Consider the following 25,493-nt stretch of genomic DNA (forward strand, 5'->3'; position numbering starts at 1 on the left):
CATGTTTGTATATTTCAAAATGGTACTTGTTCCATGATCAGAAAACTCATTTTATTGGTGTTATTCGGATTAATGTCATTTGTTACAAATGACAAAACATTGGAACTTCAGGAGAAGAACATGCGTCAAATATTTGTACTTCACGGTTATTCAGCTTCTATAGATGATCATTGGTTTTTAGATTTAAAACATCAAATAGAAGATGAACATACGACTGTTACCTTAATTCCATTTCCAGATTCTGAGCATCCAGATGTGGATGCTTGGCAGAAGGTTTTAGATCAACAGATCCCTAAGGTGGATGAGAATACCTATTTTGTTGCACACAGTTTAGGAGTGATTACGTTACTGCACTTTTTGCAAAGACATGATTACCAGAATATTGGTGGAATGATTTTAGTATCTGGATTTTCTGGCCCAATTTCAGACTTTTCTCCACTCGATGCCTATATAACAAAAAGCAAAGTCGATACGAACTATTTTAAGGACATAAAGAAAAAGCTGGTGTATTTATCTGATAATGATGGTTTGGTTCCGCCTAAACTCACTATTGAATTAGCGAAAGAAATTGATGCGCCGTACATTACAGTACCTAATGGCGGGCATTTTTTAGGAAGGGAAGGTTATACGACGTTTCCACAAGTCGTGAATTCTTTAAAAGGGATGTTAAATGATTAATAAAAATCCCCGTATTGAGCGGGGATTTTAAATTCTGTCTGAAAATTTGTAATTTTTATGCGTAGTCTATTAAGGTTGGTAAATGATACCCATGACTTTCGCAGGTAAAGCGATAATATCGAAAGTTAAGGTAAACGGAAGCAGTGGTAAATTTGCTAGCTTCTCCTTAGTTGATAAGGGCACTTTTCCGCTTTTATCGTGAAGATATTGGATTTTAAGGTGATATGGCTTAGATAAAGGGGTTGTTGTTTTAAGATTGTTTACAGGAGGATAAACAGTTCCTTCAATATTTAAATCAAATTTATGCGGTTCTAATTTCTTTGCACAGCCACATGGCACTACACCATATTTTTTAAATAAAGCTGATTCTTTCTCGTTCAATTTACCATTAGGTGGGGTGTAAGAAAATCTAATATGTCCGTAAAAACGGTTACTATTCGAAGCTGGGGCATTAAAATCTAGCTGATTACTTATTTGAATATATTGTGGATTTAGCTGGCTAATTAATTGAATAAAATCGGTACCGCCTTTATTAATCACATAACTATATTTTTTCCCTGCGATGACAATACTATCCTCTGGTTCATTAGGGAGAGATATTGATGGTTTACCGAATGCGATTACATCATCTTCAACTAAATTGATCCATTCATGACCTGAGTCATATTTTGTAAATAGCTCTCGCGTGTTTTCACCAATAATTCGATTACTTGCACAACCAGTAAGAAAGAAACTGACAAGTAGGCAGCTCATAAGAATATTCTGATTTAATATTTTAAAGTTCATTATTTCTGTTGAATTCAATAGATTTATAAAAGGCTGACTATAAACAAAAAATCGTAGTATTTAAATCTAACAATATGATTTGACCTAGCCACATTCAGACTAATTTCTACAATATTTTTATGAAGTCCCTTACTGTCACATTAAAAAATTTAATTATATTTACCGTTTATCTGAGCATTACTGAATCAAATTCGACTTTGTTGTAGCCTATTTATAGATACTTTTAATTTAATCATCATCTTTTAATTGAAATAGGGTGAGTGATTTTTGGAGCAAGTTATGAACTTTCTAAAACAATCAGCCTTTATTGCTGCATTTGCTTTTATGGGTTTACCGACTGTTCAAGCAGAAGAAGTGGCTACTTTACCAACAATTCGTGTAATGGCTGAATCTGAGCTACGTGAAGAGGTGGGATTTGTACCCTTCCAAGAAGATAAAAAAGTGCGTCAAGCTCTGCAACATCATGAGTATAAAACGCATTATGATATACAAAATGCTTTAGTCCCTGAAGGCATGACTACGGTAGATTATCAGCCAGTGATGGCACAGCCTGATTTGTCTCAACTTTCTCCATTCTTACAACAATACATTTTAGCGGTAGCGGGTGGAATACAGTCTTCTGATCCAACCAATGGTATCTTTGAAATGTTAAGACCTTTGAATATTAATCGCAGTAATGTCGATGCTTATCGTGAGGGTGCGATGAAAGTAAACCTTAATGATCTCATAAATTTACAGCAGCAAATTCAAGACGGTTTAAAAGGCCGTTAAAATAAAAATCCCCGCATTGAGCGGGGATTTTTTATCTTGGTGTTAATTAAACACGTTCGATCACTGTTGCAATACCTTGACCAAGGCCGATACACATGGTCGCAAGACCGATTTGAGTATCTTGTTGTTCCATTACGTTTAACAACGTAGTGGTGATACGCGCACCAGAACAACCTAGTGGGTGACCCAAAGCAATCGCACCACCATTTAAGTTAATGATGTCTTGCTTGTCATAAATACCTAAGCCTTTCATTACTGATAAGCCTTGAGCAGCAAATGCTTCGTTTAATTCGATAGTTTGAATATCAGCCATCGTTAAACCAGCACGTTTAAGCGCTTTTTGAGTTGCTGGAACTGGACCATAACCCATGATTGCAGCATCGCAACCTGCAACTGCCATAGAGCGAATTACAGCGCGTGGTCTTAAACCTAACGCTTGTGCACGCTCAGCAGACATAAGCAACATTGCAGAAGCACCGTCAGACAACGCTGAAGATGTAGCCGCAGTTACCGTACCGCCTTTCGGATCGAATACAGGGCGTAATGCTTTGAATGACTCAAGGTTTGCATCTGGACGAATTACTTCATCGATGTCGCAAAGGATTTTAAAACCATTTGCATCGTGACCTTCAACACCAACGATTTCGTTTTTGAAACGACCTTCTTGAGTTGCAGCCCAAGCACGGCGGTGAGATTCAACACCAAAAGCGTCTTGCTCTTCACGGCTAATGCCGTTCATGCGACCTAACATTTCAGCAGTTAAGCCCATCATGTTAGATGCTTTTGCATAGTGTTTAGATGCTTCTGGGTTTAGGTCGATGCCGTGCATCATACCTACGTGGCCCATGTGCTCTACACCACCAATAATGAAGATATCACCTTGGTTAGTTGCAATCTGTGCAGCAGCAGTATGAAGTGCTTGCATAGATGAACCACAAAGACGGTTTACAGTTTGACCTGCTACAGTTTTTGGTAAGTCAGCCAATAAGCCGATGTTACGACCAATGTTCATACCTTGTTCTAAAGTCTGGTTTACACAGCCCCAGATCAGATCTTCAACTTCATTGGTGTCAAACTGGTTACGAGCAACGAGCGCACGAACCAACTCAGCAGATAAGCTGTCAGCACGTACATTGCGGAACATACCGTTTTTGGTTTTACCCATTGCAGAACGTACGCCATCAACGATGACAACGTCACGTGGATTTAAAGTAGCCATTCACGTTGCTCCTTAACCGTAGAATTTTTTGTTGTTAGCAGCCATGTCACGCAACATTTGTGGCGCTTCATAAGCCTTACCTAAGTGTGCATATTTGTTGCAAAGCGCAACATATTCAGCAACACCTGTCTGGTCGATATAACGACATGGACCACCACGGAATGGAGGGAAACCTACACCCATAATCATTGCCATGTCTGCTTCAGCAGCAGTTGCAACGATGTTGTCTTCTAAGCAACGAACTGTTTCGTTACAGAAAGCAAGCATCATGCGGTCAATGATTTCTTGGTTATCAAACTCGCGTTTTTCACCTGTTACGAAAGGAGCAATGATTTCATACGCTGTTGGATCAACAGTTTTTGCTTTCTTGCCTTTCTTATCGAGTTCGTATTTGTAGAAACCAACGTCATTTTTTTGACCAAGACGTTTAGCTTCGTACATTGCTTGGATTGAACCTTTGTAGTCTGGCTTCATACGGTCTGGGAAACCTTCAGCCATAACTTCTGCGCCATGAACACCCGTGTCGATACCAACAACGTCGATGAGGTAAGCAGGACCCATTGGCCAACCAAACTTAGACATTACATTGTCAACTTGCTGGAAGTCTGCGCCGTCTTTTACAAGAAGGTCAAACGCACCAAAGTAAGGGAACAATACACGGTTAACCAAGAACCCTGGGCAGTCGTTTACAACGATTGGTGTTTTACCCATTTTTTGAGCAAGAACAACAGTAGTTGCAATCGCTTCTTCAGAAGTCTTTTCACCACGAATGACTTCTACAAGCGGCATCATGTGAACTGGGTTGAAGAAGTGCATACCTACAAAGTTTTCAGGACGCTGTAATGCTTTCGCTAAACGTGTAATTGAAATTGTAGACGTGTTAGACGCAATAATCGTGTTTTCACGAACATGCTTTTCAGTATCTGCAAGAACGATTTCTTTAACTTTTGGATTTTCTGTAACCGCTTCGATCACGATATCAACTTCTTTAAACTCATCGTAGCTTAAAGTAGGGCGGATACGTGCAAGGGTTTCACCCATTTGCGCAGGTTTCATTTTCTTACGCTCAACTTGTTTAGTTAACAAGCTGTTCGCTTCTGACATACCTAGTGCAAGTTGTGGGTTACCAATATCTTTCATGATGATTGGAGTGCCTTTGCTTGCTGCTTGGTAAGCAATACCACCACCCATGATACCAGCGCCAAGTACGGCTGCTTGGTTTACAGGGTGAGCACCTTTTTCATGTTTTTTAGCAGTTTTCTTAACAACTTGGTCATTGAGGAATAAACCAATCAATGCACCAGCTTGTGGAGTAATCGCAGCTTTAGCAAAACCTTCAGCTTCCGCTTTTAATGCTTCGTCACGCGCAAGGCTTGCACCTGCTTGTAATGAATCAAGTAATAATTTTGGAGCAGGGTATTGAGCAGGATTTGCTTTAGCAAGTACGGCACCTTTTGCTGTGTTGAACGCCATCATTTGTTCAAGTGGGTTCAATTTTACAGCATCAAGTTTTTCTTGACGTTTTGCTTTCCAATTCAAACGACCAGAAATTGCTTGCTTAACTAAGTCAGTTGCAGCTTCAAGTAATTTATCAGCAGCTACAACCGCATCTACAGCACCATCTTTAAGGGCAGCAGCCGGTTTTTTAGGAGCAGCCATCGCCATCCATTCAACCGCGTTGTCGATACCAATAAGACGGCTTAAACGTACGCTACCGCCAAAACCTGGGTAAATACCAAGTTTAATTTCTGGTAAGCCCACTTGTGCAGCTTCTGACATCACACGATAGTCACACACTAAACACATTTCAAAACCGCCGCCTAACGCCATACCGTTAATAGCAACAACTTTTGGAATTTCTAAATCTTCAAAGCTATTGAAGATTTCGTGAACAGGCATAAGCCAGTCAACAATCGCTTTTTCGCCTTGAGCGAAGTTTTCACCAAATTCGGTAATGTCTGCCCCAACAATAAATGTTGATTTGCCCGACGTAACAACTAAGCCTTTAATATCGTTATTTGCTTTTACCGCAGCAATAGCAGCTTGGAAATCTTCAATTGTTGCACGGTTAAATTTATTGACCGACTCACCTTGTAAGTCAAAGCGGAATTCTGCAATTCCGTCCGAAAGCATTTGGACGGTAATGGCATTGCCAGCGTGGATCATGCCTGATCTCCTTGGTTTTGGAGGACTTCTAAGTTGATGTTATGAAGCGTGTGCACAGCTTTGGTACACATTTATGCTTCGCTAATCTTACGATAACTATATCTAAAAAAAACCTGACAAGTTGTATCAAGCCGTGACGCAAGGGTCATCTTATTTATTATTCAATTCATCTGTATTAAATGCATAAAAGAAATCATAAAGATAGCTGCTAATCCAAGGCTTTTGTTTTGCTTTAAATTTTTCTTTATAAAGCTCTGGAATTATCAAGATTTCTTATAAAAAATAAGAAAATTCAAAAGTTAATTTTTTGTCAAAAAAGTCAATTGTTCAATTTTTATCTTAAAAAAGCGAATAAAAATAACAACAAGTTTTAACTTTTTAAAGTGCTGAAAAAACACCGAGGCTTCTTTTATTTCTTATAAAAATATGAGACCTATTATTTGACTTATTTTTTTACATTCGCTTTTTATAAGTCAATTTTGTTAAAATTTGTGCCAATTAAATAAACTTCCGGTTTCTATTACCTTAAATATAAGGTGAAGTTGCCCCTAATCTTTTGAAAGAGTAGCAATATGATTAAGTGGATCATATTAGCGATTTTTGTGATATCAGCATTGTATATCCAGCATCGCGGCAAAGTGCGTCACTCGTTTTATCGTCAATTTTTTGACCATTCAACCTTGCTCGCACCGATTAACTTTTTAATGTACATCTTTTCAAAGGTGCCGAATCAACCTTATATCGACACCCAGCATTTTAAAGATTTAAAAGTGTTGGATGAAAATTGGGAAATGATTCGTGATGAAGCGAAAGCTTTATATGATCAAGGTGGGATCAAAGCTTCAAGTACATATAACGACTTAGGTTTTAACTCATTCTTTAAAACAGGTTGGAAGCGTTTTTACCTCAAATGGTACGAATCGAGTCATCCGTCTGCTGCTGAGCTCTGCCCTAAAACCACAGCACTTCTTAAAACATTGCCGACAATTAAAGCAGCAATGTTTACAGAGCTTGCACCTGACAGCCGTTTGGTAAGACACCGTGACCCATATGCAGGTTCACTGCGTTATCATTTGGGTTTAATTACGCCAAATGATGATCGTTGTTTTATTGATGTTGATGGTGAAAGATACTCTTGGCGAGATGGTCAAAGTGTCGTGTTTGATGAAACCTATATTCACTATGCTGAAAATAAGACGGATCAAAACCGCATTATTTTCTTTGCAGATGTTGAACGTCCAATGAAAGTGAAATGGATGGAACGTTTCAATCATTGGTTTGGTCGTAAAGTGATGACTGCTGCAAGTTCACCGAATGAAACAGGTGACCAAACAGGTGGTTTAAATAAAGCTTTTGGTTATGTTTATCAAATTCGTATTAAAGCTAAAGCATTAAAAGCTAAAAACCGTAAGTTGTATTACTTCTTAAAATGGTTATTAATGCTTGGGATTTTCTTCCTGATTTTTGTTCGACCATATATATTTTAATTAAAACGCCCGAAAGGGCGTTTTTTGTTTTAAGCTAAAATAACCTGTTATAAGGAATAGATTATTAATAAAATCATTAGTCAATAAGTTTACCATTTTTGAAGACTTGAATAAGACTTCCTTGCCAACCATAGATGACAACACGATCTATCTCTGATTCAATCATTAAATATCCTTTTTCTATATCGCCTTCAACAATAATCTGTACTTCAGAATTTGATTCAATATTATATTCTTCTGCCCAAGGTTCGAGTATTAATTTGATTTTCTCGTTTTTCGAGTTTTTATAAATAAGCTTTTGTTTTAATCTCATAATTATATTTCCATTGTTATAATTCATTATATATCATTGTGATATGTCTCTTTCTTTTATTTTGGTAAGGAATTCATCCTGTAGATCTCCATTTAAAATTACTGTCTTCTCATTTTCTGTATATGCCAGCGTAAAGTCACCAGGGATCTGATTTAAGGTCACAGGACCATCAATAATACCTAGAATTATACTTGTAGTATCAATAGTCGTCTGTTTAATGATTTTAAATAAGGTTTCCTTATCTTTTTGAGATAAAGATTGATAAAAAGTGAGAGCATCAAACCAGTAGGGATCTTCTTTAATTTTATTATCGATTAAAGTAGATGAGTAAATCTGTTTATAAGTATCGATATATTCGTCTGAAATAGTATTTATAAGTTCTTTGACAAATTCTTTAGTATTCATAGAAATTAACCTTTATTAAATTTTGTGACTCATTTCACAGTGCTGGCAATTTGTTACAACTATTAAAAGCCAAGGACCAATTTTGATTCTACAATGGCGCGGTTTTTTCGAAGACTGGTTAGCGGAAGTAGGTTTTAAAATGGCTCATGCTCATCACGCAGTTCATGCACACGTTCATCATATCGAAGAGAGAAAAGAAGAAAGCTCTCAAGATGATTTAAAAATGAAAGTGATGTTAAGACAAGCTGCTTCGTCGACTGAAAAACATAAAAAAACTGATGTGAAAAGCCATCAATCTGAAGATCAAAATATTAATTTGCATAAGTTCTCAAGTAAGCTTGAAAGTATATCTGCCAACCATAGTAAAGAGAAATGCGCCAAAAATATTCGCATTGCTTTACAAGCAGCAGGCGCCGATGTGTCTAAGCATCCGGTAGCAGCTTCAGACTGGGGGCATACGCTTGAGAAGAACGGTTATAAGAAAATTAAACCGGCTTTTAATCGTCCTCAAGAAGGCGATATTTATATTATTGAGCGAACAAGTGGCCATACATATGGTCATATTGCGGGATATACAGGGAATGGCTGGTTCTCAGATTTTCGCCAAAAAACCTATGCGGTCTATAAAGAAAAAGATGTGAAATATAGCTACTATCGCCTCGATTCTTAAGCGAGTACGACATAGTCTGTCGGGGCATATCCAAATCTGTTTCCAAATTTGGCTTGTGGCACAGTAAAGCACTTGAAAACTCAGGTTGAAAACATCACATTAGGTATTCAGTATTAAGCCATGTCTGTCGATAGTGAATCAAAACGCTCGTCCCCATATTGAAAAAATTTTAGCCCATATGACCCAACTTCCAGGTGTTTATAAAATGCTAGGGAAAGAGGGAGAATTGTTATATGTCGGCAAAGCAAAAAACCTAAAGAATCGGGTATCGAGTTATTTTGTTAAAACAATTGAGCATCCTAAAACTCAGGCCTTAGTTGCCAGAATTTATGATATTGAAACTTTAGTCACTCGTTCAGAAACTGAAGCGCTACTCCTCGAGCAAAATTTAATTAAACAACATCGTCCGCCTTATAACATCATGCTGCGGGACGATAAGTCATATGTCTATATTTTTGTGTCGGCAGATAAGCCCTATCCTCGGCTTGCTAGTGGTCGCGGCAAAGGGAAGCACCAAATTGGTAAGTTCTTTGGACCTTATCCAAGTGCCTATAGTGCCCGTGATACTTTACTCGTTCTACAAAAGCTTTTTAATGTACGTCAGTGTGAAAATAGCTACTTTGCGCAGCGCAAGCGCCCGTGTTTGCAATATCAGATCAAACGTTGTTCTGCACCTTGTGTAGGGCTGATTTCACCCGAAGATTATAAAGAAGACATTAATAATAGTATTCGCTTTTTGCAAGGTGATACGAAAGAGCTGAATCAAGAGCTCATTGCCAAAATGGAACAAGCAGCAGCAGAACTTGAATTTGAAAAAGCTGTTTTTTATCGTGATCGACTATCTTTGCTTCGTGAAGTTCAAGCGCAACAAGCTGTGTTTAAAGTCAAAGGTGAGGCGGATATTCTGGCGATTGCTTATCAGGCTGGCGTGACGTGTGTGCAGATTATGTATGTACGCAATGGGCGAATGCTAGGTGGAAAAAGCTATTTCCCTGACATGCTTGGTGATGATCTTGGGCAAATGCTGAGTGACTTTATGGCAAACTTTTACTTTCAAGTTGCAGATGAAGTACCCAATGAATTGATTGTGAACATTGCATTGCCTGACCGTAAAGAATTAGAAGAAGCATTGGCACAGCAGTTTGGCAAAAAGGTTCAGATTAAGAGTAATGTTCGAGAAACTCGTGCCGAATGGCTAGAGTTAGCTGAAATGAATGTTCAACATGCCATTAAGGGGCAGTTGAGTAATCATTTAGAGCTCAATGAACGTTTCCATCAGTTAGAGCAAGTGATTGGAAGGCCTGTCGATCGTATCGAATGTTTTGATATTAGCCATACCATGGGCGAAGCTCCAATTGCGTCGTGTGTGGTGTTTGACCAAGGTGGTGCTCGTAAGCGTGACTATCGCCAATTTGCCATTCAAGATATTACCGCAGGCGATGACTATGCCGCTATGCGTCAAGCCTTAACACGCCGTTATAAAAAAGCCATATTGCCTGATTTGTTGTTAATTGATGGTGGTAAAGGTCAGCTTCACATGGCGATGGAAGTTATGCAAGAGCTTGGGCTCGATGCTTTTATGGTGGGTGTATCTAAAGGTGAAGGGCGTAAACCGGGCCTTGAAACCCTGCATTTCACAGATGGCACGAAAATCCAGTTGCCAGAAGACAATAAAGCATTGCACTTAATTCAGCAGGTGCGTGATGAAGCTCATCGCTTCGCAATTACTAAACACCGTGCTAAACGTGATAAACGCCGTAGCACTTCAGTTTTAGAAGCGATTCCAGGATTAGGTCCAAAGCGCCGTCGAGATTTATTAACTCATTTTGGTGGGATTCAAGGTGTTTTAAAAGCCTCTGAAAAAGAACTTACGCTTGTGCCTGGTTTTGGGGAAATGATGGCCCGAACGATTTATAAAATTCTGCATGAATAAGCATCGTTTTAAAGGCGGAGTGACAAAATAGCTCGCCCATTACTAAAGGATTGACCATTCACATTCCAATCAAAATGAGGAAAGATCGTCCCTAATAACACTTTTGTTTTAGGGAAAGGAATGTCTTTGCTGCAATTGTTTGAAGAAATAAAACAAAAGGAATGGATTGAAATACCTGAAGGGTGGCTGCAAGGACGGACAGTGTTTGGCGGTCTCGTTGCGGGATTGCTGATGCAAAAAGCGTGCGCCAATATTCAAGATCCAAATAAAAGATTATTAAGTTGTAGTGTTACTTTTGTGGGACCTGTACAGCAGGGGCCTGCTCAATTGACTGTTGAAATTTTAAGGGAAGGGAAGTCGGTCACTACACTTGAAACCCGTTTATGGCAAGATGGCGCGGTACAAACTATTTTGGTCGCGAGCTTTGGTGTGCCTCGTGCGTCGAATATTGAAGTACGGCAAGAACCTATTGTGCCAATTTATGCACCACCCGAAGATTTACAACCGATTCCTTTTGCTAGACAAATGCCAGAATGCTATCAACATTTTGATGTATGCTGGGCAGAAGGTCATTATCCTGTTACAGGAAGTCAGTATGCTGACTTTGGAGGATGGTCAAGGTTCTCTCCAGAGAAGCATGAAAATCGTCAAATGACATTGCCAGATTTAATTGTTTTGATGGATATTTGGCCACCTGGTGTATTACCAATGTTTAAACAAGTTGCTCCTGCAAGTTCTTTAACTTGGCACATTACCTATGTCCATCCATTTCCACATCAATTATGTGATTGGTTTAAATATAAAGTGGTGACTGAATATGCTGGTGAAGGTTATTCCACGGAATATGCCCATCTTTGGGACCAAAATGATCATTTAATTGCAATTTTACGGCAAACTGTTACGGTATTTACCTAAGCAGTCCACTTCCTCGATTCATATATTTCGTATAAAGTGGCTGTTACAGATAGATACAATATTGAAGAATGTATTTTTGTCTGTTACAAGATGCATGAAGACTAAATTGGCGGTGTTTATGACCACAGGGCGAATCCTGAATATCCCAAATATCCTAACGTTGGCGCGTATCGCGCTTATTCCTGTATTTTTGGTGATTGCGTATTGGCCGCCTGCAATGGGTATTGGTGAGCAAGCAGGAAATATGAGTCGTCATATTATCTTGACGGCTATTTTTGTGTTGGCTGCTATTACCGATTGGTTTGATGGCTATTTGGCACGAACTTTAAACCAGACTTCAGCATTTGGCCGTTTTTTAGATCCAGTTGCAGATAAGCTCATGGTGGCGGCAGCACTTATTGTTTTGGTGCAGTGGAATCCAACCATTTCAATGGCTTTTGCGGCAATTGTCATTATTTCACGGGAAATTACAGTTTCTGCTTTACGTGAGTGGATGGCAGAACTTGGCGCAAGAACGAGTGTAGCTGTATCGACAGTAGGCAAATATAAAACAGCTTTTCAGATGATTGCCATTAGTGTGTTCTTACTCAATTGGCAGCCTTTAGAAATGTTGGCTTATGCGTTGTTATATACAGCAGTCATTTTAACTTTATGGTCAATGTTTATTTACCTTAAAGCAGCTTGGCCATATTTAAAGCAACCTTAAGCTCAGATTGAATGATTAAGCCTTTCTATAATGAAAGGCTTTTTTATTTTCAAAAGTGCAAGAATCGGGTCGTCATAGGGCTTTAGCTACTTTAATGTAAGATATGAATGCTAAGGAGGTGACACATGCAAATGCTTTCTTCTCGGCAATTTGCTGTAATTGCCAATGTAATTGAATATTTATATGAACATCTAGACCAACAACCGAGTCTGGACGATGTTGCGAGCCATATGAATTTAAGTTCAGGTTATATCCAACGTCAGTTTCAGGAATGGGTGGGTATTAGCCCGAAAAAATTTGTCCAATATATGAGTTTGCAGCAGGCTAAATATTATCTTCTACAAAAGCGAAGCTTATTAGAAACTGCTTTAAACACAGGCTTGTCGGGTACTGGTCGTTTGCATGATCTGTTTATTCAGCTCGAAGGGATGACACCTGGTGAGTATAAACAGCAAGGTGAAGGCGTTATTCTTAATTATTCGGTTGAGACCAGTCCATTTGGTGAGCTGTTGGTTGTCAGTAGTGAAAAAGGCATATGTTCTATACGGTTTATCGAAACTCATGAGAATATTGAAGATTTAATTAAGCAGTATTTCCCAAAAGCCCAATTGAAAAATCAGTCACCGATTTGGCATAAACAAGTTGCAGAATGGTTCGAACAAGATTTTTCAGAACACTTACAGCAGAAACTTCCTCTTAATTTGGCGGGAACCCCATTCCAGTTGCAAGTCTGGGAAGCGTTACTGACTATTCCAGAAGGTCAATTGCGGACTTATCAAGATATTGCGGAGCAAATTGGCAAACCTAAAGCAGTCAGAGCCGTTGCTACAGCAATTGGACAAAATCCAATTGCATATTTGATTCCCTGTCATCGAGTGATCCGCGCAACAGGAATGGTCGGAGAATATCATTGGCAAAAGGGGCGTAAATTGGCATTGTTAGCTTGGGAGATGTCAAAGCAACATGGAGAGACCGTATGACCTTGGATTTATTTTCTCCAGAGCCTTGTGAGAATTTATTACCCTACGATGGTGAAGTTCAGGACTATGGTTGTATTTTAAGCCCAGAAGAAGCTGAACAATATTTTCACTATCTTTACCAGCACCTCGCGTGGAAACATGACGAGGCTAAATTGTATGGCAAGCACTTTATTACAGCTCGAAAAGTTGCATGGTATGGAGATGACTATTATCAATATAAATATTCGGGTGTCGCACGTGATTCGTTGCCGTGGGACAAAGCACTCGCCAAATTAAAACAACAGGTAGAGCAAATACTTTCAGAGAAATTTAATTCTTGCTTAGCAAATCTCTATGAAGATGGAACTCAAGGTATGGCTTGGCACAGTGATTCGGATGTGTCTTTGGCAAAAACCACAACAATTGCTTCTTTAAGCTTTGGAGCTACCCGAAAATTTTCTTTTAGGCACATTCAAAGTAAAGAGAAAGTTGAATTGTGGCTCCAACCAGGTCAACTCATTGTGATGCGTGGAGAGACGCAACAATATTGGCAACACCGTTTAAATCGCTCAACAAAAATTTTACAACCACGTATTAATCTTACTTTTCGGCAATTTCAGTTCTTATAAAAATTGGATAAGAAAAAAGCCCATGATGGCAACATGAGCTTATTCCTCTGAGGGGGATGCTTCTATTGATGAGCTGCTGATGAAAAGAATCACCAATAGGAGCTAAAATCATAATATGAGAATATTGTGAGATATTCAATATTTTAAAGTGTAAGAAAAGGTTAAATTATCATAAGGTGGAGTTTTAGATTTCACCTTTTTCAGATAACTCCATAAAACGCTGCTCAATAAGTGCTGCATTTTCTTGTAAAATTTCGATGAGCTTTTCAACATTTAAAAAATCAAAACGATTTTTAGAGGCAACTAGAGTTAAAGCTAAAGGCACTTCTTTGTTCGAAAAACGTACTGGAACGGCAAGCCCAGAAACATTTGGGTCAATCTCACCTTGTGAGAAATAGAAGCCTTGTTTTTTAATTTTTCGCATACGCTGAATAAAGCTCGGTTCATCTTCAGCAAAACCTGATTGTTTTAATTCTTGTTGATAACGATGATAGTAATCTTGCATCCGTTGTTTACTTAAATGCGAAACCATCGTTTTTGGAGATGACCCAACGTAAATCGGTCTTGGGCAGCCTCGACCATACGAGAGCAGTTCAGTGTCTTTAAATATTTCATGATGAATGTCGATGCAATAGTCATCATTTAAATAGGTGAGCAAGCAGCACAGTTCGGTGCGCTCTACAATATTTCGCATAAACGGTGTGCTGATTTGAACTAATGGGTCTGTTGTGCGAGATATATAGTCAAGAACTGCAATTTTTGAGCCTAAGGTATAATCGCCAGATGTCCCATTAATGCGTTTTAATAGATCGGTAGACACTAGTTCTTTGAGATAACGGTAACTGGTTGGTTTAGACAAGCCAAGTTCTTCGCAAATAATATCGACATTAATGACTGGACGCGAAACTGAAAACAGGTCCAGTACGGTTAAAATTTTGCCAAAACTTGAAATTGCCATAGTGTCTTGTTCGTATCCTTTAACAATGAGTCATCTTTGAGTTTTTATAACAGAAAAAAAGAGAATTTGTCTCAATTCTAAAATAAATGCCTGATTTGAGTATTTTACTCTGACAAAGAGAAAACTTCTCTTGGCTAATACATCATATACGATAATCAAAAAACATATCAAATTATCAAATGGAGATATTTTAGTTGACTAAATTGCTTTATTTTGAAAAAATTGCCAAACAAAATATCTAATCGAGAAATTAGTCGGTTCTAGGCGAATTTCTTGATACCTCTTCTTTCCAAAGTTTGGCCGTTTAAATAGCGCCCAAATTGAAATCATCTGGGCCAATCAGGCAGGATGTGGAAAAATCATTGTATTGAAGGATGCTCCTCATCTCATTTGCTTTTAGGCAAATGGCAAAGTTTTGTTGTCTCTAGAAAGATAATTGAACATTGAAGGGCATGCTCATCAGTTCAAATCTGTATTTGAGATGAGTTCATGTTATTAAAGCAAATACTGGCGTTTCGCCCGAGTAGGCTTGATCTGATCTTTGCAATAAAAACATTTATTGCCGGGATGTTGGCGTTATTTGTTTCATTTGAATTAGATCTGATTAACCCGATGTGGTCGATTGGTACAGTCCTGATTATTGCCAATCCTTATTCAGGGATGGTGTCCTCTAAGTGTGTCTATCGTGTTATAGGAACGATGGGTGGGGCAGTGGTTGCCTTAACGCTAACGCCACATCTCATTAATACACCTTGGTTGTTTACCGTAGTGTTGTCGTTGTGGGTAGGTTTTGCACTTTATGTGTCTTTACTTGACCGGACTCCACGCAGTTATGCTTTTATGCTGGCGGGTTACTCGACAGCCATGATTGTCTTCAATGCGATTACGTATATTGATCAATACAATATTTTTGATATTGCTTTAGCTCGGGTCATTGAGATTTCGATTGGGGTGATTTCAAGTGCTGTGGTTTCTGCCACGATTCTTCCAATGCACATTGGTTCTGCGATTAAGCAGCGCGTCATCAAAACGCTTAAAGATACAGAAAATCTGTTTGCCAATTTATTAACTGCTGACCCTCAGCAGAACAATACTCAACTTTTAGCCACTATTACTCGTGACACCACAGATATTCATGCTTTGGCAGTACATTTGAGTTATGAGAAGGGTGAATTGCATGGCATGACCAAACCCTTGCAGGAAATGCTTCATCAAATCTCAATGGTCGTTGCGAATCTGGTTGCTTTATCTGAACGTATTAAGCAGCTTCAAGAACTTCGGTTTATCGAAACTCATTCAGAAAAACTGCAACAGCTCTCAGCGCATGTTGTTCATTTTCTGGAGCAAAAAGATTTAATTATTGATGAAAATATTTTGCAGTTACCAGATGAGTTTGAAAGTGATTTCTTGAGTTTGATGGAATCGGCTTCGACACATCAGCAAGTTTTGGTCGCAGCTATGAAAATGGATGTACGTCATTTCATTAGCAATGTTTTAGCGGTTAAAGTCTTGTGGCAAAGAATTCAGCAAGGCAATAAAGAAATCCCTGACAACATTACGCCAATGACCACCAAATACCCAAGTTTACACCGTGACCATGGTGTGGCTATTCGAGGTGGCATTAGTGCAGTCCTTATTACATTTATTGTGACTGGGGTCTGGATTATTTCAGGTTGGAAAGCTGGATTTATGATGGCGCAAATGGGTGCGGTAACAGCCTGTATTTTAACGGCCTTAGATAACCCTGTTCCGGTTTTGCGTATTTTTATCTGGGGCAGTATTGCTTCAGCAGTTTTAGTCTTCGTTTATGCATTTGGTATTTTCCCTCATGTCACCACATTCTGGGAACTTGGACTGGTTTTATTGCCGATGTTCCTGTTTGCTGTATCTATGATGGCCAATCAAATGCTTATGCCAGTAGGCATGGTTTTGGGTATTAATACCATGATGGGCCTGAATCTACATAATGCTTATAGCATGGATGCGGTGTCTTATCTTGATGGTTCTTTTGCCATGATCTTAGGCGTTTTAGTGTCTTTAGTTGTCATCGACGTTGTTCGTGCAATGTCTCCAGACACGAGTGCCAGCCGTATTCTGGCCTTGCATTATCGTGCAATGAGACAAGCGATCTATTTGCCTTATGGTCTTGATTTTAAAGTTCACCTACGCAGTATGCTGGACCGAATTGGAATTCTTAACAGTAAAGTAGTGCAATCTAATGAGATTAAAACCTCAATTCATCAAGCATTGATTGAGTCGAGCAGTATTGTCGATTTAAGTAGATTACAAGAACTGGCAAATCAGTCTCCCCAAAATTCGGAACTGGCTCATCACATCGGAAATTTGCAACAAAATTTAGATGAACTGTTTAGAGCCAAAGAAAATGATGTAGATAATACGGTGGCTTTGGTTGAGCAAATCCATCACGGCTTATTTGAATTAAAACAGCTTGCTTCAAATATTGAAGATATGACGATGCGACAAAGATTACTCATTTCACTTAACAATATTGCTTATAGCATGTGTCATGTTTCATCAGATCAAATGAATGAGAACAGTACCTTGAGAGGAGCGACAGCAAATGGGTGAGTTTAATGTTTATGGTATTTACGTGCCTTCTTTGCTCGTTCAAGCCCTCTTGGCATATATATGTTTTCGTGGGTTAAGTCCTTTGACCAACAAGTGGATTGCACAAGGCTGGATTGCATTACCTAGTATTTTCAATTTGTGCTTTTACCTTTTATTGCTTTTGGTAATACATCAAATTTTTGTTGGGGTGGGTGCATAGAGATGATTGCGAAATTAAAGATTGAGTTAGGTGAGTGAAATGAATCAGGTGGATTTGAAAAAGGTCATCCGTCCAGTAATTTTGATTGTCGCATTAATGGTGGCGGTCTATACCATTGTGCATTTGTGGAACTACTATAATGCAGCGCCGTGGACACGCGATGGTCGAGTGCGTGGTGATGTTATTCAAGTATCTTCGGATGTCGCTGGCCTTGTCACAGAAGTATTAGTTCAAGATAACCAGACTGTAAAAAAAGGTCAGGTGCTCTTTAAAATTGATGTTTCTCGTCGAGCTTTAGATGTAGAGCAGGCCAAATCGGATTTAGCAAAAGCAAACGCTGCCTTTGCTCAAGCGCAGGCGGGTTTGGCACAAGCAAAAGCGAACTTGATTAAATCGGCTAGTAATATCAAATTGGCCGAGAAAAATGCCGGTCGTTACTCGAACCTAATGGATGGCGCTATCTCTAAACAAGAACAAGACCAAGTGTTTGCCACACGTGATCAATCCCTTGCAGAGCATGAGCAACTCCAAGCAGCAATTCAGCAGGCGGAAGCAACAGTTAAGCAACAACAGGCCCTCATTGAGGTTGCAACGAGCAATTTGCATTTGGCCGAGCTTAATATGCATCGTGCTGCGGTAATTGCTCCAGCTGATGGTACATTATCTAACTTTGATATGCGCCCAGGTAACTATGTTCAAGTTGGACAGGCTGTTGCAGCATTACTTGATCGTAAACAGCTCTATGTGGTGGGTTACTTTGAAGAGACGAAGTTAAACCGTATTCATGTAGGTGACCAGGCTACTGTGCAATTAATGGGTGATAACCAGAAAATTAAAGGTCATGTACAAGGTATTGCATCGGGTATTGAAGATCGTGAGCGCTCAAGCAGTTCTAAGCTTCTTGCTAATGTAAATCCAACTTTTAGTTGGGTTCGTTTAGCACAGCGCGTACCTGTGAAGATTGTATTAGATGAAACACCGAAGAATGAACTTGCTTTTGTTTCTGGACGAACTGCGACTGTGCATATCGTTGAAAAATAAAATCGAAGTGATTTAATTAAAAAAAAGCATGTAGTTTTAATTACATGCTTTTTTGTTTTATGGTGTTAATCCAACTGGATTTCGATACCAACTCTGAATGAGTAGTGCAGCAGCAAAACTATCAGCCGAGAGCTTTTTTGCTCGACCTTGTTCTTGGTAAAAACCTAGCTCTTCTCTCGCTTCACGTGTAGTTAAGCGCTCATCTACCATCAACGTTTCTATGTTAGTTTGATGGCGTAAACGTCTCGCAAATTTGCGGGCACGTGTAGAGAGTTCTGACTCACTATCATCCATATTTAATGGCAGGCCAACCAAAAATAAATTGGGTTGCCATTCTTTCACAATTTTTAAGAGTTGATCCCAATTTGGGATGCCATCTTTCATAACAAATAGAGGGAGAGGGTTGGCACTTTCAATGGAAGACTGGCCAATCGCCATTCCCATTTTTTGAGTACCAAAGTCAAAAGCCATAATCGATTTTGATAGTGTTTCGGTCATTAAGCGTGTCCGATTTCAGATGCTAGCCATGCACGATCTACACCAATTTTTTTATAAGCTGCATCCCAACGGTCGTCATAAGGCAGGTTAAAAATCAGATCCATATCAGCATCACAAATGAGCCAGTCACCACGCGTAATTTCGTCTTCTAACTGATTTTTGCTCCAGCTCGCATAGCCTAAAGCGATCTGATATCGACCTACGCCTTCATTATGGGCAATCGCGTCTAGAATATCTTTACTGGTGGTAATACAAACATTTTCACCTACAGCAATAGATGAATGCCATGTTGGTTGTCCAGTATGAAGAACAAATCCAGCTTCAGGACGTAATGGCCCACCTTGTAAAACCGCATGTGGATTTACATTGTCTGCTTCAATGTCGAGATCATTGAGTAATTCTTTAATTTGAATACCAGAAGGACGATTAATAATAATGCCTTGAGCACCTTCTTCATCATGACGGGCAAGATAAATTACAGTGTTTGCGAAAAAGTCATCTGCCATTTCTGGCGGGGCAATCAGACAACGGTGAGTCAGATATTGTTTGGTCACCTAAGCGGTTCTCCCTCAAAAAATGTCACTAGAGGGCCTCTCGACCCTTTTATCTATATAGGTTCTTTTTATCAACATACAAGAGTTAATCGGATTTCGCCAATCTTTTTCTCTCATTTTCTTTATTAATTTGAAGAAGCCTGAAATTTAAGTTGGCGTAATTGTTTAGCATGCTGCAAGGTTGTTTCATTAATTTCAACACCCCCTGACATGCGAGCTAACTCAAAAATGATTTGATTTTCATCAAGTTCTACAATTGTACTGCTGGCTGGGTCAGTTTGTTGTTTTTTCACTAATAAATGCTGATCAGATTGTGCAGCAACTTGTGCTTGGTGAGTAATACATAAGAGTTGGACATGTTGTGCCAAGTCAGCAAGTAAACGTCCTACAACTTCTGCGGTGCCACCACTAATTCCGACATCGATCTCATCAAACACCAAAACTTCAGATTCAGTTTTTTCTGCATTCATGACTTGCATGACGAGGGCAATACGAGAAAGTTCACCACCTGAGGCCACTCGTGCCAATGGTTGTGGAGGAATGCCTTTATTGGCAGTAAATAAAAGTTGAATAAAGCTTAAACCCTCTGCACCTGGTTGCTCTAATGGTTCGAACTTAAACTCGAAGTGTGCCTCTGGTAGTGCTAAAGGTTTCACTTGTTCAGTTAATTGTTTCGCAAGCGGAGCGGCAGCTTCACGACGAATATTGTCTAAATGCTGAGCTTTTTCTAAAAACTCCTCATGCGATTTTTCAACTTGTTCTGCCAATGTTTCTGGGTCTTCAAGTTGATGCAATTGCTCAAGCTCACTTTGCCAAGTTTCGTATTCTTCTTTAAGTGTTTCCGGTTGAGTGCGGTATTTACGTGCCAGACGATGGAAAACTTCCAATTTGGAATTTAGTTCTTCCATTCGCTCGGGATCAAAACTTTGACGATCTATAAATTGACGCAAGTTTGCCGTTGCATCGTCTATTTCACTTTGAGCATTCAGTAAAGAATTATAGATCTCAGAAAGTTGTTCGCTGCGCCCCGCATGGGACTCTAATCTGCGAATAATCGAAGATATTTCTTGAGTAATGTTCTGCTCAGCTTCATCTAAGACATTTAAGCTAAAGCTACAGTCTTGCATGATATGTTCATGATGACTAAGTCGATCAAACTCTTGCTCAATTTCTTTATAGTCGGTTTGAATGACTTCTTCGAGTTCTTCAATTTGATGCTCTAAAGTACCAATCCGTTGTAGACGGGTTGCTTGTGCATCTAGGGCTGCTTGGTGCAAACGAATGGTACGTTGCCATGAGCTATAGGCTTCACGTACATCATTCGCTTCAGCATAAAAATTGTTATAACGGTCTAGCCAATGCTTTGGATAAGGCGGTTCCAGCAGCTGCTGCTGGCTGTGCTGACTATAGAGTTGAACCAGCAAACGCCCTAACTCTTTAAGTTCAGATAGACTGCTCGGGCGTCCATTAACCCATGCTTTACTACGGCCAGTTGCAAAAATAACACGACGTAAATGAATTTCTCCAGAATCATCATCTAGCTCATGGTCTTGGAGCCATTTTGCTTCAGGACTATTATTCTGATAGGTGAAAACCGCGGTAATATCCGCTTTGTCCGAACCATAACGGACATAATTTGTATCTGTACGTTCCCCGAGGCAGGCAGAGAGTGCATCCAGTAATAATGATTTTCCGGCACCTGTTTCGCCTGTTAGAACATTAAATCCCTGTTCTATATCAATAGCTAAATGATCAGCTAATGCAAAATTAATTAAAGTTAAATGTGTGAGCATAAACGCATCCAACGCGCCAAATTATGGGTTAAAGATAGAGAAGTTTTGAATTTGCTACAAGTGATCTATTATTCTAACTGAAATTATAGAACAGCAAGATTGCGGATATTTACAATGAAAAAAACATTCAGCTTACCGAAACCACCCATAGGGATGGTCAATCGTCATAAAAAAAACAATCCTGCAGAAATGAATAAAATTTTAAATCAACATTTTAATGCATTTAAACAAGCAGCTGCACAAGGTGATTATGCCAAAGCTTATCAACATGTTAAACAAGCTGTTAGCTTAGTTCCTAAGCATCCGGGAGCTTTATCTGACTTGGCTTATACCGAATTGCGCTTAGGCCGTTATAACGAGGCCTATCAACATTATTTACAAGCGATTCAGGTGAGTGGAACTAATGTAAATACAAACTTATATGATGGACTCACAGAGGTTTGTCATCATTTAAATAAAAAAGAAGAAACGATCAAATTTGGACGCTTAGCAATTACAACAAAAAAAGAGCTAGCGAAGAGCGAACCTATTTTATCGATTCCAGATCATGCACCACCAGCATTTAGTACAAACCCTGAAGAAAATATTATTGCCTTCTCATTATTTGGGGCAAATCCTCGCTATTGTGAAACCTCTATTTTAAATACTCAGCTAGCCAAACAGATTTATCCAGAATGGACGTGTCGATTTTATGTCGATGATAGTGTGCCAGTACTGGTACAACAACGGTTAAAAGAAAAGGGTGCGCAAGTCATTCAAGTTACAGATTCTCAAAAACAACTATCTGGCCTGTTTTGGCGTTTTTTTGTGATGGGTGATCCTACAATTAAGCGTTTTCTAATACGTGATGCCGACTCTATTGTGTCGCACCGCGAAAAGGCGGCTGTAGATGCATGGCTCAAGAGTGATAAATGGTTTCATTTAATGCGCGATAATTATTCTCATACTGAGTTAATTTTGGCTGGAATGTGGGGCGGGTGTACAGGGATTTTTCATAATATTGAAGCACATATCAGAGATTATGTTGCCACCGGACGTTATCTGGATAATAGGGTGATGGATCAACATTATTTGCGCTACTGTATTTGGCCGACTTTAAAGCAGAGTGTGCTTATACACGATAGCCAGCAATTCGATTCAGATGCTATCGATTTTCCAGCTTATGATCTGGCGTTAATGCAAAACGACAGTGAAAATTTTCATGTAGGAATGAATGACGGTTCACCGGTAATTGCTACAGCAATTGCCCATCCAACGGCGCAAAAAGTGTGTTGGATACTCCTAGATGAAAATCAGGTCGAAGTTTGCAGATACGATGCAATTGTGTCGAATAGTCGAAATATTGAGATTAACTTACCTTATGCTTTTGCCAAAAAAATTCAGGCACAGCAGTGGAAATTACAAGTCTATCCGTATGAAAACTGATTGATTAGTTATTTAGGCACAATTAAACTACATTCATCATAATTTATATAAATACGGCATTATCTGGAGAATCTGCATGAGTTCAACCCAATTTGATCATGTAACGGTCATCAAAAAATCAAACGTTTATTTTGGTGGAGCATGTATCAGCCATACCGTGCAATTTGAAGATGGAACTAAAAAAACATTAGGTGTTATTTTGCCGACTGAGCAAGCTTTAACTTTTGAAACGCATGTTCCTGAGCGTATGGAAATTATTTCAGGCGAATGTCGCGTAACAATTGCAGACAGCACGGAAAGTGAATTGTTCCGTGCAGGCCAATCATTTTATGTACCGGGCAACAGTCTTTTTAAAATCGAAACTGACGAAGTACTCGATTATGTGTGCCATTTAGAAGGCTAAGAAATTCCTGTTCAAATCGGGTACACTATGCCCAAAGAAATCCTGTGAAGTTGGCTTTGCAGGATTTTTATTTTTTTGCTCAAACGTTGTTAGAGGTCATGCATGGCAAAACAGGAATATTATTATGGCGTTCATTCAGTGGAGTCATTGTTAGAACTTGAGCCGGAGCGTGTGCTAACCCTGTTTACTTTAAAAGGACGGGATGATCAGCGTTTGCAAAAGATTTTGCAATTGGCAGAGCCTTTTGGAATCAGTGTACAAAAAGCAAGCCGCGATAGCCTTGAGAAACTTGCAGGTTTACCATTTCATCAAGGTGTAGTTGCCGCAGTACGTCCACATCCTGTCTTGAATGAGCAAGATCTTGATCAAATTTTAAGAGAAACTCCAGATGCCTTGTTGTTGGCATTGGATCAGGTGACAGACCCGCATAACTTAGGGGCCTGCATTCGTACTGCCGCTGCGATGGGCGTGCAAGCTGTTATTGTGCCTCGTGATCGTTCGGCAAGTTTAACGCCAACTGCTCGTAAGGTTGCAGCGGGTGGAGCCGAGAAAGTTAAATTTATTCAAGTCACAAATTTAGCTCGTACATTGGCTCATCTTAAAGAAACAACTCATGTACGCGTAATTGGCACTATGCTTGATGAAAGTGCATTGCCACTTCAAAAATGTGATTTCTCTGGCGCAGTTGTAATCGTAATGGGAGCTGAGGACACTGGTTTGCGTCCTATTACACAGGCGCAGTGTGATCATAAAGTTTATATTCCAATGTCAGGAAACCTACAAAGTCTAAATGTCAGCGTAGCGACAGGTATGGCACTTTATGAGGCTTGCCGTCAGCGTTCTGAGATATAATCTCGCTGCCTTTTTAGTTTTTAAGTCATCTTGATATGTCTCCCCGTAAGCAAGGTTATTTCTTTGTATTGGTGACCATGTGCATTTGGGGCGGGTTTACGCTTTTTGCCCGTTTAAATGCACAATGGCATATCAGTGCTTGGGACATAGCCGCATTGCGTTTCGCTATAGCCTTCCTAATTTTAATGCCCATTTTAATCTATAAAAAAGATCTCGCTTTTTTGTGGAGTAGGCATGCTGTTATTTTAGCCTTGATTGGCGGGGTCATTTATTGTCTCACCGTCTATACAGCTTTTCTCTATGCTCCCGCTGCGCATGCTGCAATTTTCTTAAATGGTTGTATCCCAATTTGTACTGCGTTTGCAGCATACATTTTATTTAGGCAGCCGTTTGATAAGCATACCTGGGTGAGTCTGGTAATTATGATTACTGCCTTGACTCTCATGAGTGTGTTGATGTTGCAAGGTAATGCTTCTGCTTTTGGCGTGGGTGATTTACTTCTTTTTATTAGTGCGATTTGGTGGGGTATTTTCACTGTATTACTTAAACAGTGGAAACTTTCTGCATGGCACTCTATGGCAAGTGTTGCGATTTGGTCTGCAATTATTTACTTGCCCATCTATGCTTTATTTTTACCAAAGCATTTTATGGAAGTTAGTCCTGTCCATTTAGCGATACAGGGCATTTTCCACGGTGTATTTGTGGTTATTATTGCAACTCTGACTTATGTGGCAGCGATTCAGCGACTTGGCGCTTTTAAAACAGGAAGTATTGTAACTTTGGCGCCGTTTATTGCTGCCATTTTAGCGGTACCTTTACTCGGTGAAGCATTAAGTCCATCTATTGTTGTGGGCTTGGTCGGAATGGGAATCGGTGCCTTACAACCTTGGCGATGGTTCCGACCAGATAGCTTGGCACAACAAATTAAGCAGCAAAATAAAACAAATTAGTTTGTACGCTTTAAATAACTTTGATGTAATGGCTCTAATTGCTGATGTAAATGTTCGAGTAATCCATCATTAAACACAATATCATTGGCAAGTTCGCGTTTACGTTCGCGTGGCATTTGCGCTGCAATAATTTTCTGAATTTGTTCTTGGTTTTGCCCATCACGTTGGCTTGCACGCTGAATTTGAGTTTGTTCACTCGCATCAACTAATAAGGTGTGGTTAACCAATTCATGCTGGTTGGTTTCAAACAGTAGTGGTGAAACTAAAATCACATAAGAACTTTTTGGGTTTTGCAACTGCTGAATAATAGATTGGCGAATAGCTGGATGCGTAATTTTTTCGAGTGTTTGTCTTGCTTCAGGATTTTGAAAAATATATTCGCGTAGGGCACGACGATCGAGATTACCATCGGATTGAAGCACCCAGTCTCCAAAAGTTTGTTGGATTTTTTGCAGGGCAGGTTGGCCTTTCTCAACCACTTCGCGAGCAACGATGTCGGCATCGACGACTTGTATTCCTTGGGATTCAAACCATTGTGTTGCAGCAGATTTTCCACTGCCAATACCACCTGTGATTCCCAGAATAAAAGCCATC

The 25,493-nt window shown here is 39.5% G+C and carries 26 protein-coding genes and 1 pseudogene; 17 read left to right on the plus strand and 10 right to left on the minus strand.

Translation table 11 applies throughout. The features are described from left to right. Positions 1-33 precede the first annotated feature (33 nt). Positions 34-678: an RBBP9/YdeN family alpha/beta hydrolase gene (locus F886_RS04055; RefSeq protein WP_034590836.1), complete on the plus strand. Its 645-nt coding sequence runs from the start codon at positions 34-36 to the stop codon at positions 676-678. A gap of 69 nt (positions 679-747) precedes the next feature. Here F886_RS04055 and F886_RS04060 read toward each other — a convergent pair whose 3' ends face one another. Further along, positions 748-1,464 (minus strand): YidX family protein, encoded by a 717-nt coding sequence (locus F886_RS04060; protein ID WP_005301771.1) that lies wholly within the window; start codon positions 1,462-1,464, stop codon positions 748-750. Between the two features lie 279 nt (positions 1,465-1,743). Between F886_RS04060 and F886_RS04065 the strand changes: the two genes are divergently transcribed. Further along, positions 1,744-2,235, plus strand: coding sequence for a hypothetical protein (locus F886_RS04065; RefSeq protein ID WP_005301773.1), 492 nt, complete (start codon positions 1,744-1,746; stop codon positions 2,233-2,235). Between the two features lie 46 nt (positions 2,236-2,281). On the opposite strand, the gene fadA is transcribed toward F886_RS04065, so the two are convergent. After that, positions 2,282-3,454, minus strand: coding sequence for an acetyl-CoA C-acyltransferase FadA (fadA, locus tag F886_RS04070; RefSeq protein ID WP_005301776.1), 1,173 nt, complete (start codon positions 3,452-3,454; stop codon positions 2,282-2,284). A 12-nt stretch (positions 3,455-3,466) separates the two neighbouring features. Then, positions 3,467-5,620: a fatty acid oxidation complex subunit alpha FadB gene (fadB, locus tag F886_RS04075; protein WP_004795062.1), complete on the minus strand. Its 2,154-nt coding sequence runs from the start codon at positions 5,618-5,620 to the stop codon at positions 3,467-3,469. A gap of 572 nt (positions 5,621-6,192) precedes the next feature. On the opposite strand from fadB, the gene lpxO reads away from it, so the two are divergent. After that, positions 6,193-7,107, plus strand: a complete 915-nt coding sequence (lpxO, locus tag F886_RS04080; protein ID WP_004795061.1) for a lipid A hydroxylase LpxO — start codon at positions 6,193-6,195, stop codon at positions 7,105-7,107. A 76-nt stretch (positions 7,108-7,183) separates the two neighbouring features. On the opposite strand, the gene F886_RS04085 is transcribed toward lpxO, so the two are convergent. Together F886_RS04085 and F886_RS04090 are read right to left on the minus strand one after the other, a co-directional pair. Next, a complete protein-coding gene (locus tag F886_RS04085) occupies positions 7,184-7,420 on the minus strand; it encodes a hypothetical protein (protein ID WP_005301778.1) in 237 nt (78 codons plus the stop codon). A gap of 33 nt (positions 7,421-7,453) precedes the next feature. Beyond that, positions 7,454-7,825: a hypothetical protein gene (locus tag F886_RS04090; RefSeq protein WP_005301782.1), complete on the minus strand. Its 372-nt coding sequence runs from the start codon at positions 7,823-7,825 to the stop codon at positions 7,454-7,456. A 139-nt stretch (positions 7,826-7,964) separates the two neighbouring features. Between F886_RS04090 and F886_RS04095 the strand changes: the two genes are divergently transcribed. The 6 genes from F886_RS04095 (at position 7,965) to F886_RS04120 (ending at position 13,637) form a co-directional block, all read left to right on the plus strand. Then, complete coding sequence (locus F886_RS04095) at positions 7,965-8,495, plus strand: peptidoglycan hydrolase (protein ID WP_034590871.1); 531 nt, start codon at positions 7,965-7,967, stop codon at positions 8,493-8,495. Between the two features lie 133 nt (positions 8,496-8,628). Further along, positions 8,629-10,428 carry an excinuclease ABC subunit UvrC gene (uvrC, locus tag F886_RS04100; RefSeq protein WP_005301786.1) on the plus strand — a complete coding sequence of 600 codons (1,800 nt, stop codon included), beginning with the start codon at positions 8,629-8,631 and terminating at the stop codon, positions 10,426-10,428. A 120-nt stretch (positions 10,429-10,548) separates the two neighbouring features. Next, positions 10,549-11,343 (plus strand): thioesterase family protein, encoded by a 795-nt coding sequence (locus tag F886_RS04105; RefSeq protein ID WP_005301789.1) that lies wholly within the window; start codon positions 10,549-10,551, stop codon positions 11,341-11,343. Positions 11,344-11,461: 118 nt separating this feature from the next. Next, the gene (gene pgsA, locus F886_RS04110; protein ID WP_004795051.1) at positions 11,462-12,049 is read left to right on the plus strand and encodes a CDP-diacylglycerol--glycerol-3-phosphate 3-phosphatidyltransferase; all 588 of its coding nucleotides are present in this window, start codon (positions 11,462-11,464) and stop codon (positions 12,047-12,049) included. Positions 12,050-12,174: 125 nt separating this feature from the next. Next, the gene (locus F886_RS04115; RefSeq protein WP_005301791.1) at positions 12,175-13,029 is read left to right on the plus strand and encodes a methylated-DNA--[protein]-cysteine S-methyltransferase; all 855 of its coding nucleotides are present in this window, start codon (positions 12,175-12,177) and stop codon (positions 13,027-13,029) included. Then, the gene (locus F886_RS04120) at positions 13,026-13,637 is read left to right on the plus strand and encodes an alpha-ketoglutarate-dependent dioxygenase AlkB family protein (protein ID WP_004795047.1); all 612 of its coding nucleotides are present in this window, start codon (positions 13,026-13,028) and stop codon (positions 13,635-13,637) included. The genes F886_RS04115 and F886_RS04120 overlap by 4 nt, the downstream gene beginning before the upstream one ends. 184 nt (positions 13,638-13,821) lie before the next feature. Here F886_RS04120 and F886_RS04125 read toward each other — a convergent pair whose 3' ends face one another. Next, positions 13,822-14,595, minus strand: a complete 774-nt coding sequence (locus tag F886_RS04125; protein ID WP_004795045.1) for an IclR family transcriptional regulator — start codon at positions 14,593-14,595, stop codon at positions 13,822-13,824. 367 nt (positions 14,596-14,962) lie between these two features. Here F886_RS04125 and F886_RS19615 point away from each other — a divergent pair. The 4 genes and pseudogenes from F886_RS19615 (at position 14,963) to F886_RS04140 (ending at position 18,424) form a co-directional block, all read left to right on the plus strand. Beyond that, positions 14,963-15,094 (plus strand): annotated as a pseudogene (locus tag F886_RS19615) (hypothetical protein). Next, positions 15,085-17,184 (plus strand): FUSC family protein, encoded by a 2,100-nt coding sequence (locus F886_RS04130; RefSeq protein ID WP_005301795.1) that lies wholly within the window; start codon positions 15,085-15,087, stop codon positions 17,182-17,184. The pseudogene F886_RS19615 and the gene F886_RS04130 overlap by 10 nt, the downstream one beginning before the upstream one ends. Beyond that, positions 17,177-17,383 carry a DUF1656 domain-containing protein gene (locus tag F886_RS04135; RefSeq protein WP_004795042.1) on the plus strand — a complete coding sequence of 69 codons (207 nt, stop codon included), beginning with the start codon at positions 17,177-17,179 and terminating at the stop codon, positions 17,381-17,383. The genes F886_RS04130 and F886_RS04135 overlap by 8 nt, the downstream gene beginning before the upstream one ends. 39 nt (positions 17,384-17,422) lie before the next feature. Then, positions 17,423-18,424 carry an HlyD family secretion protein gene (locus F886_RS04140; RefSeq protein WP_004795040.1) on the plus strand — a complete coding sequence of 334 codons (1,002 nt, stop codon included), beginning with the start codon at positions 17,423-17,425 and terminating at the stop codon, positions 18,422-18,424. Between the two features lie 57 nt (positions 18,425-18,481). Here the strand turns inward: F886_RS04140 and ruvX are convergent, their stop codons facing one another. The 3 genes from ruvX to recN form a co-directional block, all read right to left on the minus strand. Then, positions 18,482-18,922, minus strand: a complete 441-nt coding sequence (gene ruvX, locus F886_RS04145) for a Holliday junction resolvase RuvX (protein ID WP_005301800.1) — start codon at positions 18,920-18,922, stop codon at positions 18,482-18,484. Further along, entirely contained in the window at positions 18,922-19,476 is a 555-nt protein-coding gene (locus tag F886_RS04150; RefSeq protein WP_003654562.1) for a YqgE/AlgH family protein, read from the minus strand. The genes ruvX and F886_RS04150 overlap by 1 nt, the downstream gene beginning before the upstream one ends. 125 nt (positions 19,477-19,601) lie before the next feature. Beyond that, a complete protein-coding gene (gene recN, locus F886_RS04155; RefSeq protein ID WP_005301808.1) occupies positions 19,602-21,269 on the minus strand; it encodes a DNA repair protein RecN in 1,668 nt (555 codons plus the stop codon). A gap of 114 nt (positions 21,270-21,383) precedes the next feature. On the opposite strand from recN, the gene F886_RS04160 reads away from it, so the two are divergent. The 4 genes from F886_RS04160 (at position 21,384) to F886_RS04175 (ending at position 24,899) form a co-directional block, all read left to right on the plus strand. Next, positions 21,384-22,694, plus strand: a complete 1,311-nt coding sequence (locus F886_RS04160; protein ID WP_005301811.1) for a tetratricopeptide repeat protein — start codon at positions 21,384-21,386, stop codon at positions 22,692-22,694. A 76-nt stretch (positions 22,695-22,770) separates the two neighbouring features. Further along, positions 22,771-23,097 (plus strand): pyrimidine/purine nucleoside phosphorylase, encoded by a 327-nt coding sequence (locus F886_RS04165; RefSeq protein WP_004795031.1) that lies wholly within the window; start codon positions 22,771-22,773, stop codon positions 23,095-23,097. Between the two features lie 102 nt (positions 23,098-23,199). Continuing rightward, positions 23,200-23,949 carry a 23S rRNA (guanosine(2251)-2'-O)-methyltransferase RlmB gene (rlmB, locus tag F886_RS04170; RefSeq protein WP_005301814.1) on the plus strand — a complete coding sequence of 250 codons (750 nt, stop codon included), beginning with the start codon at positions 23,200-23,202 and terminating at the stop codon, positions 23,947-23,949. Positions 23,950-23,984: 35 nt separating this feature from the next. Next, positions 23,985-24,899: a DMT family transporter gene (locus F886_RS04175; protein WP_005301817.1), complete on the plus strand. Its 915-nt coding sequence runs from the start codon at positions 23,985-23,987 to the stop codon at positions 24,897-24,899. On the opposite strand, the gene coaE is transcribed toward F886_RS04175, so the two are convergent. Continuing rightward, positions 24,896-25,492, minus strand: coding sequence for a dephospho-CoA kinase (gene coaE / locus F886_RS04180; RefSeq protein WP_005301820.1), 597 nt, complete (start codon positions 25,490-25,492; stop codon positions 24,896-24,898). The two genes, F886_RS04175 and coaE, sit on opposite strands and share 4 nt — an antisense overlap. Between the last annotated feature and the right edge of the window lies 1 nt (position 25,493).

It is taken from the genome of Acinetobacter sp. NIPH 542 (assembly GCF_000369825.1).
Taxonomy (GTDB): domain Bacteria; phylum Pseudomonadota; class Gammaproteobacteria; order Pseudomonadales; family Moraxellaceae; genus Acinetobacter; species Acinetobacter oleivorans.

Bases quoted from the DNA above. Each gene is read 5' to 3' on its own strand.
- F886_RS04125 (WP_004795045.1), bottom strand. From the start codon at position 14,595: ATGGCAATTTCAAGTTTTGGCAAAATTTTAACCGTACTGGACCTGTTT.
- F886_RS04090 (WP_005301782.1), bottom strand. From the start codon at position 7,825: ATGAATACTAAAGAATTTGTCAAAGAACTTATAAATACTATTTCAGAC.
- F886_RS04105 (WP_005301789.1), top strand. From the start codon at position 10,549: ATGTCTTTGCTGCAATTGTTTGAAGAAATAAAACAAAAGGAATGGATT.
- coaE (WP_005301820.1), bottom strand. From the start codon at position 25,492: ATGGCTTTTATTCTGGGAATCACAGGTGGTATTGGCAGTGGAAAATCT.
- F886_RS04130 (WP_005301795.1), top strand. From the start codon at position 15,085: ATGTTATTAAAGCAAATACTGGCGTTTCGCCCGAGTAGGCTTGATCTG.
- F886_RS04140 (WP_004795040.1), top strand. From the start codon at position 17,423: ATGAATCAGGTGGATTTGAAAAAGGTCATCCGTCCAGTAATTTTGATT.
- F886_RS04135 (WP_004795042.1), top strand. From the start codon at position 17,177: ATGGGTGAGTTTAATGTTTATGGTATTTACGTGCCTTCTTTGCTCGTT.
- recN (WP_005301808.1), bottom strand. From the start codon at position 21,269: ATGCTCACACATTTAACTTTAATTAATTTTGCATTAGCTGATCATTTA.
- fadB (WP_004795062.1), bottom strand. From the start codon at position 5,620: ATGATCCACGCTGGCAATGCCATTACCGTCCAAATGCTTTCGGACGGA.
- F886_RS04055 (WP_034590836.1), top strand. From the start codon at position 34: ATGATCAGAAAACTCATTTTATTGGTGTTATTCGGATTAATGTCATTT.
- pgsA (WP_004795051.1), top strand. From the start codon at position 11,462: ATGACCACAGGGCGAATCCTGAATATCCCAAATATCCTAACGTTGGCG.
- F886_RS04165 (WP_004795031.1), top strand. From the start codon at position 22,771: ATGAGTTCAACCCAATTTGATCATGTAACGGTCATCAAAAAATCAAAC.
- F886_RS04095 (WP_034590871.1), top strand. From the start codon at position 7,965: ATGGCTCATGCTCATCACGCAGTTCATGCACACGTTCATCATATCGAA.
- lpxO (WP_004795061.1), top strand. From the start codon at position 6,193: ATGATTAAGTGGATCATATTAGCGATTTTTGTGATATCAGCATTGTAT.
- rlmB (WP_005301814.1), top strand. From the start codon at position 23,200: ATGGCAAAACAGGAATATTATTATGGCGTTCATTCAGTGGAGTCATTG.
- F886_RS04065 (WP_005301773.1), top strand. From the start codon at position 1,744: ATGAACTTTCTAAAACAATCAGCCTTTATTGCTGCATTTGCTTTTATG.
- F886_RS04120 (WP_004795047.1), top strand. From the start codon at position 13,026: ATGACCTTGGATTTATTTTCTCCAGAGCCTTGTGAGAATTTATTACCC.
- F886_RS04060 (WP_005301771.1), bottom strand. From the start codon at position 1,464: ATGAACTTTAAAATATTAAATCAGAATATTCTTATGAGCTGCCTACTT.
- F886_RS04115 (WP_005301791.1), top strand. From the start codon at position 12,175: ATGCAAATGCTTTCTTCTCGGCAATTTGCTGTAATTGCCAATGTAATT.
- F886_RS04175 (WP_005301817.1), top strand. From the start codon at position 23,985: ATGTCTCCCCGTAAGCAAGGTTATTTCTTTGTATTGGTGACCATGTGC.
- F886_RS04085 (WP_005301778.1), bottom strand. From the start codon at position 7,420: ATGAGATTAAAACAAAAGCTTATTTATAAAAACTCGAAAAACGAGAAA.
- ruvX (WP_005301800.1), bottom strand. From the start codon at position 18,922: ATGACCGAAACACTATCAAAATCGATTATGGCTTTTGACTTTGGTACT.
- fadA (WP_005301776.1), bottom strand. From the start codon at position 3,454: ATGGCTACTTTAAATCCACGTGACGTTGTCATCGTTGATGGCGTACGT.
- F886_RS04160 (WP_005301811.1), top strand. From the start codon at position 21,384: ATGAAAAAAACATTCAGCTTACCGAAACCACCCATAGGGATGGTCAAT.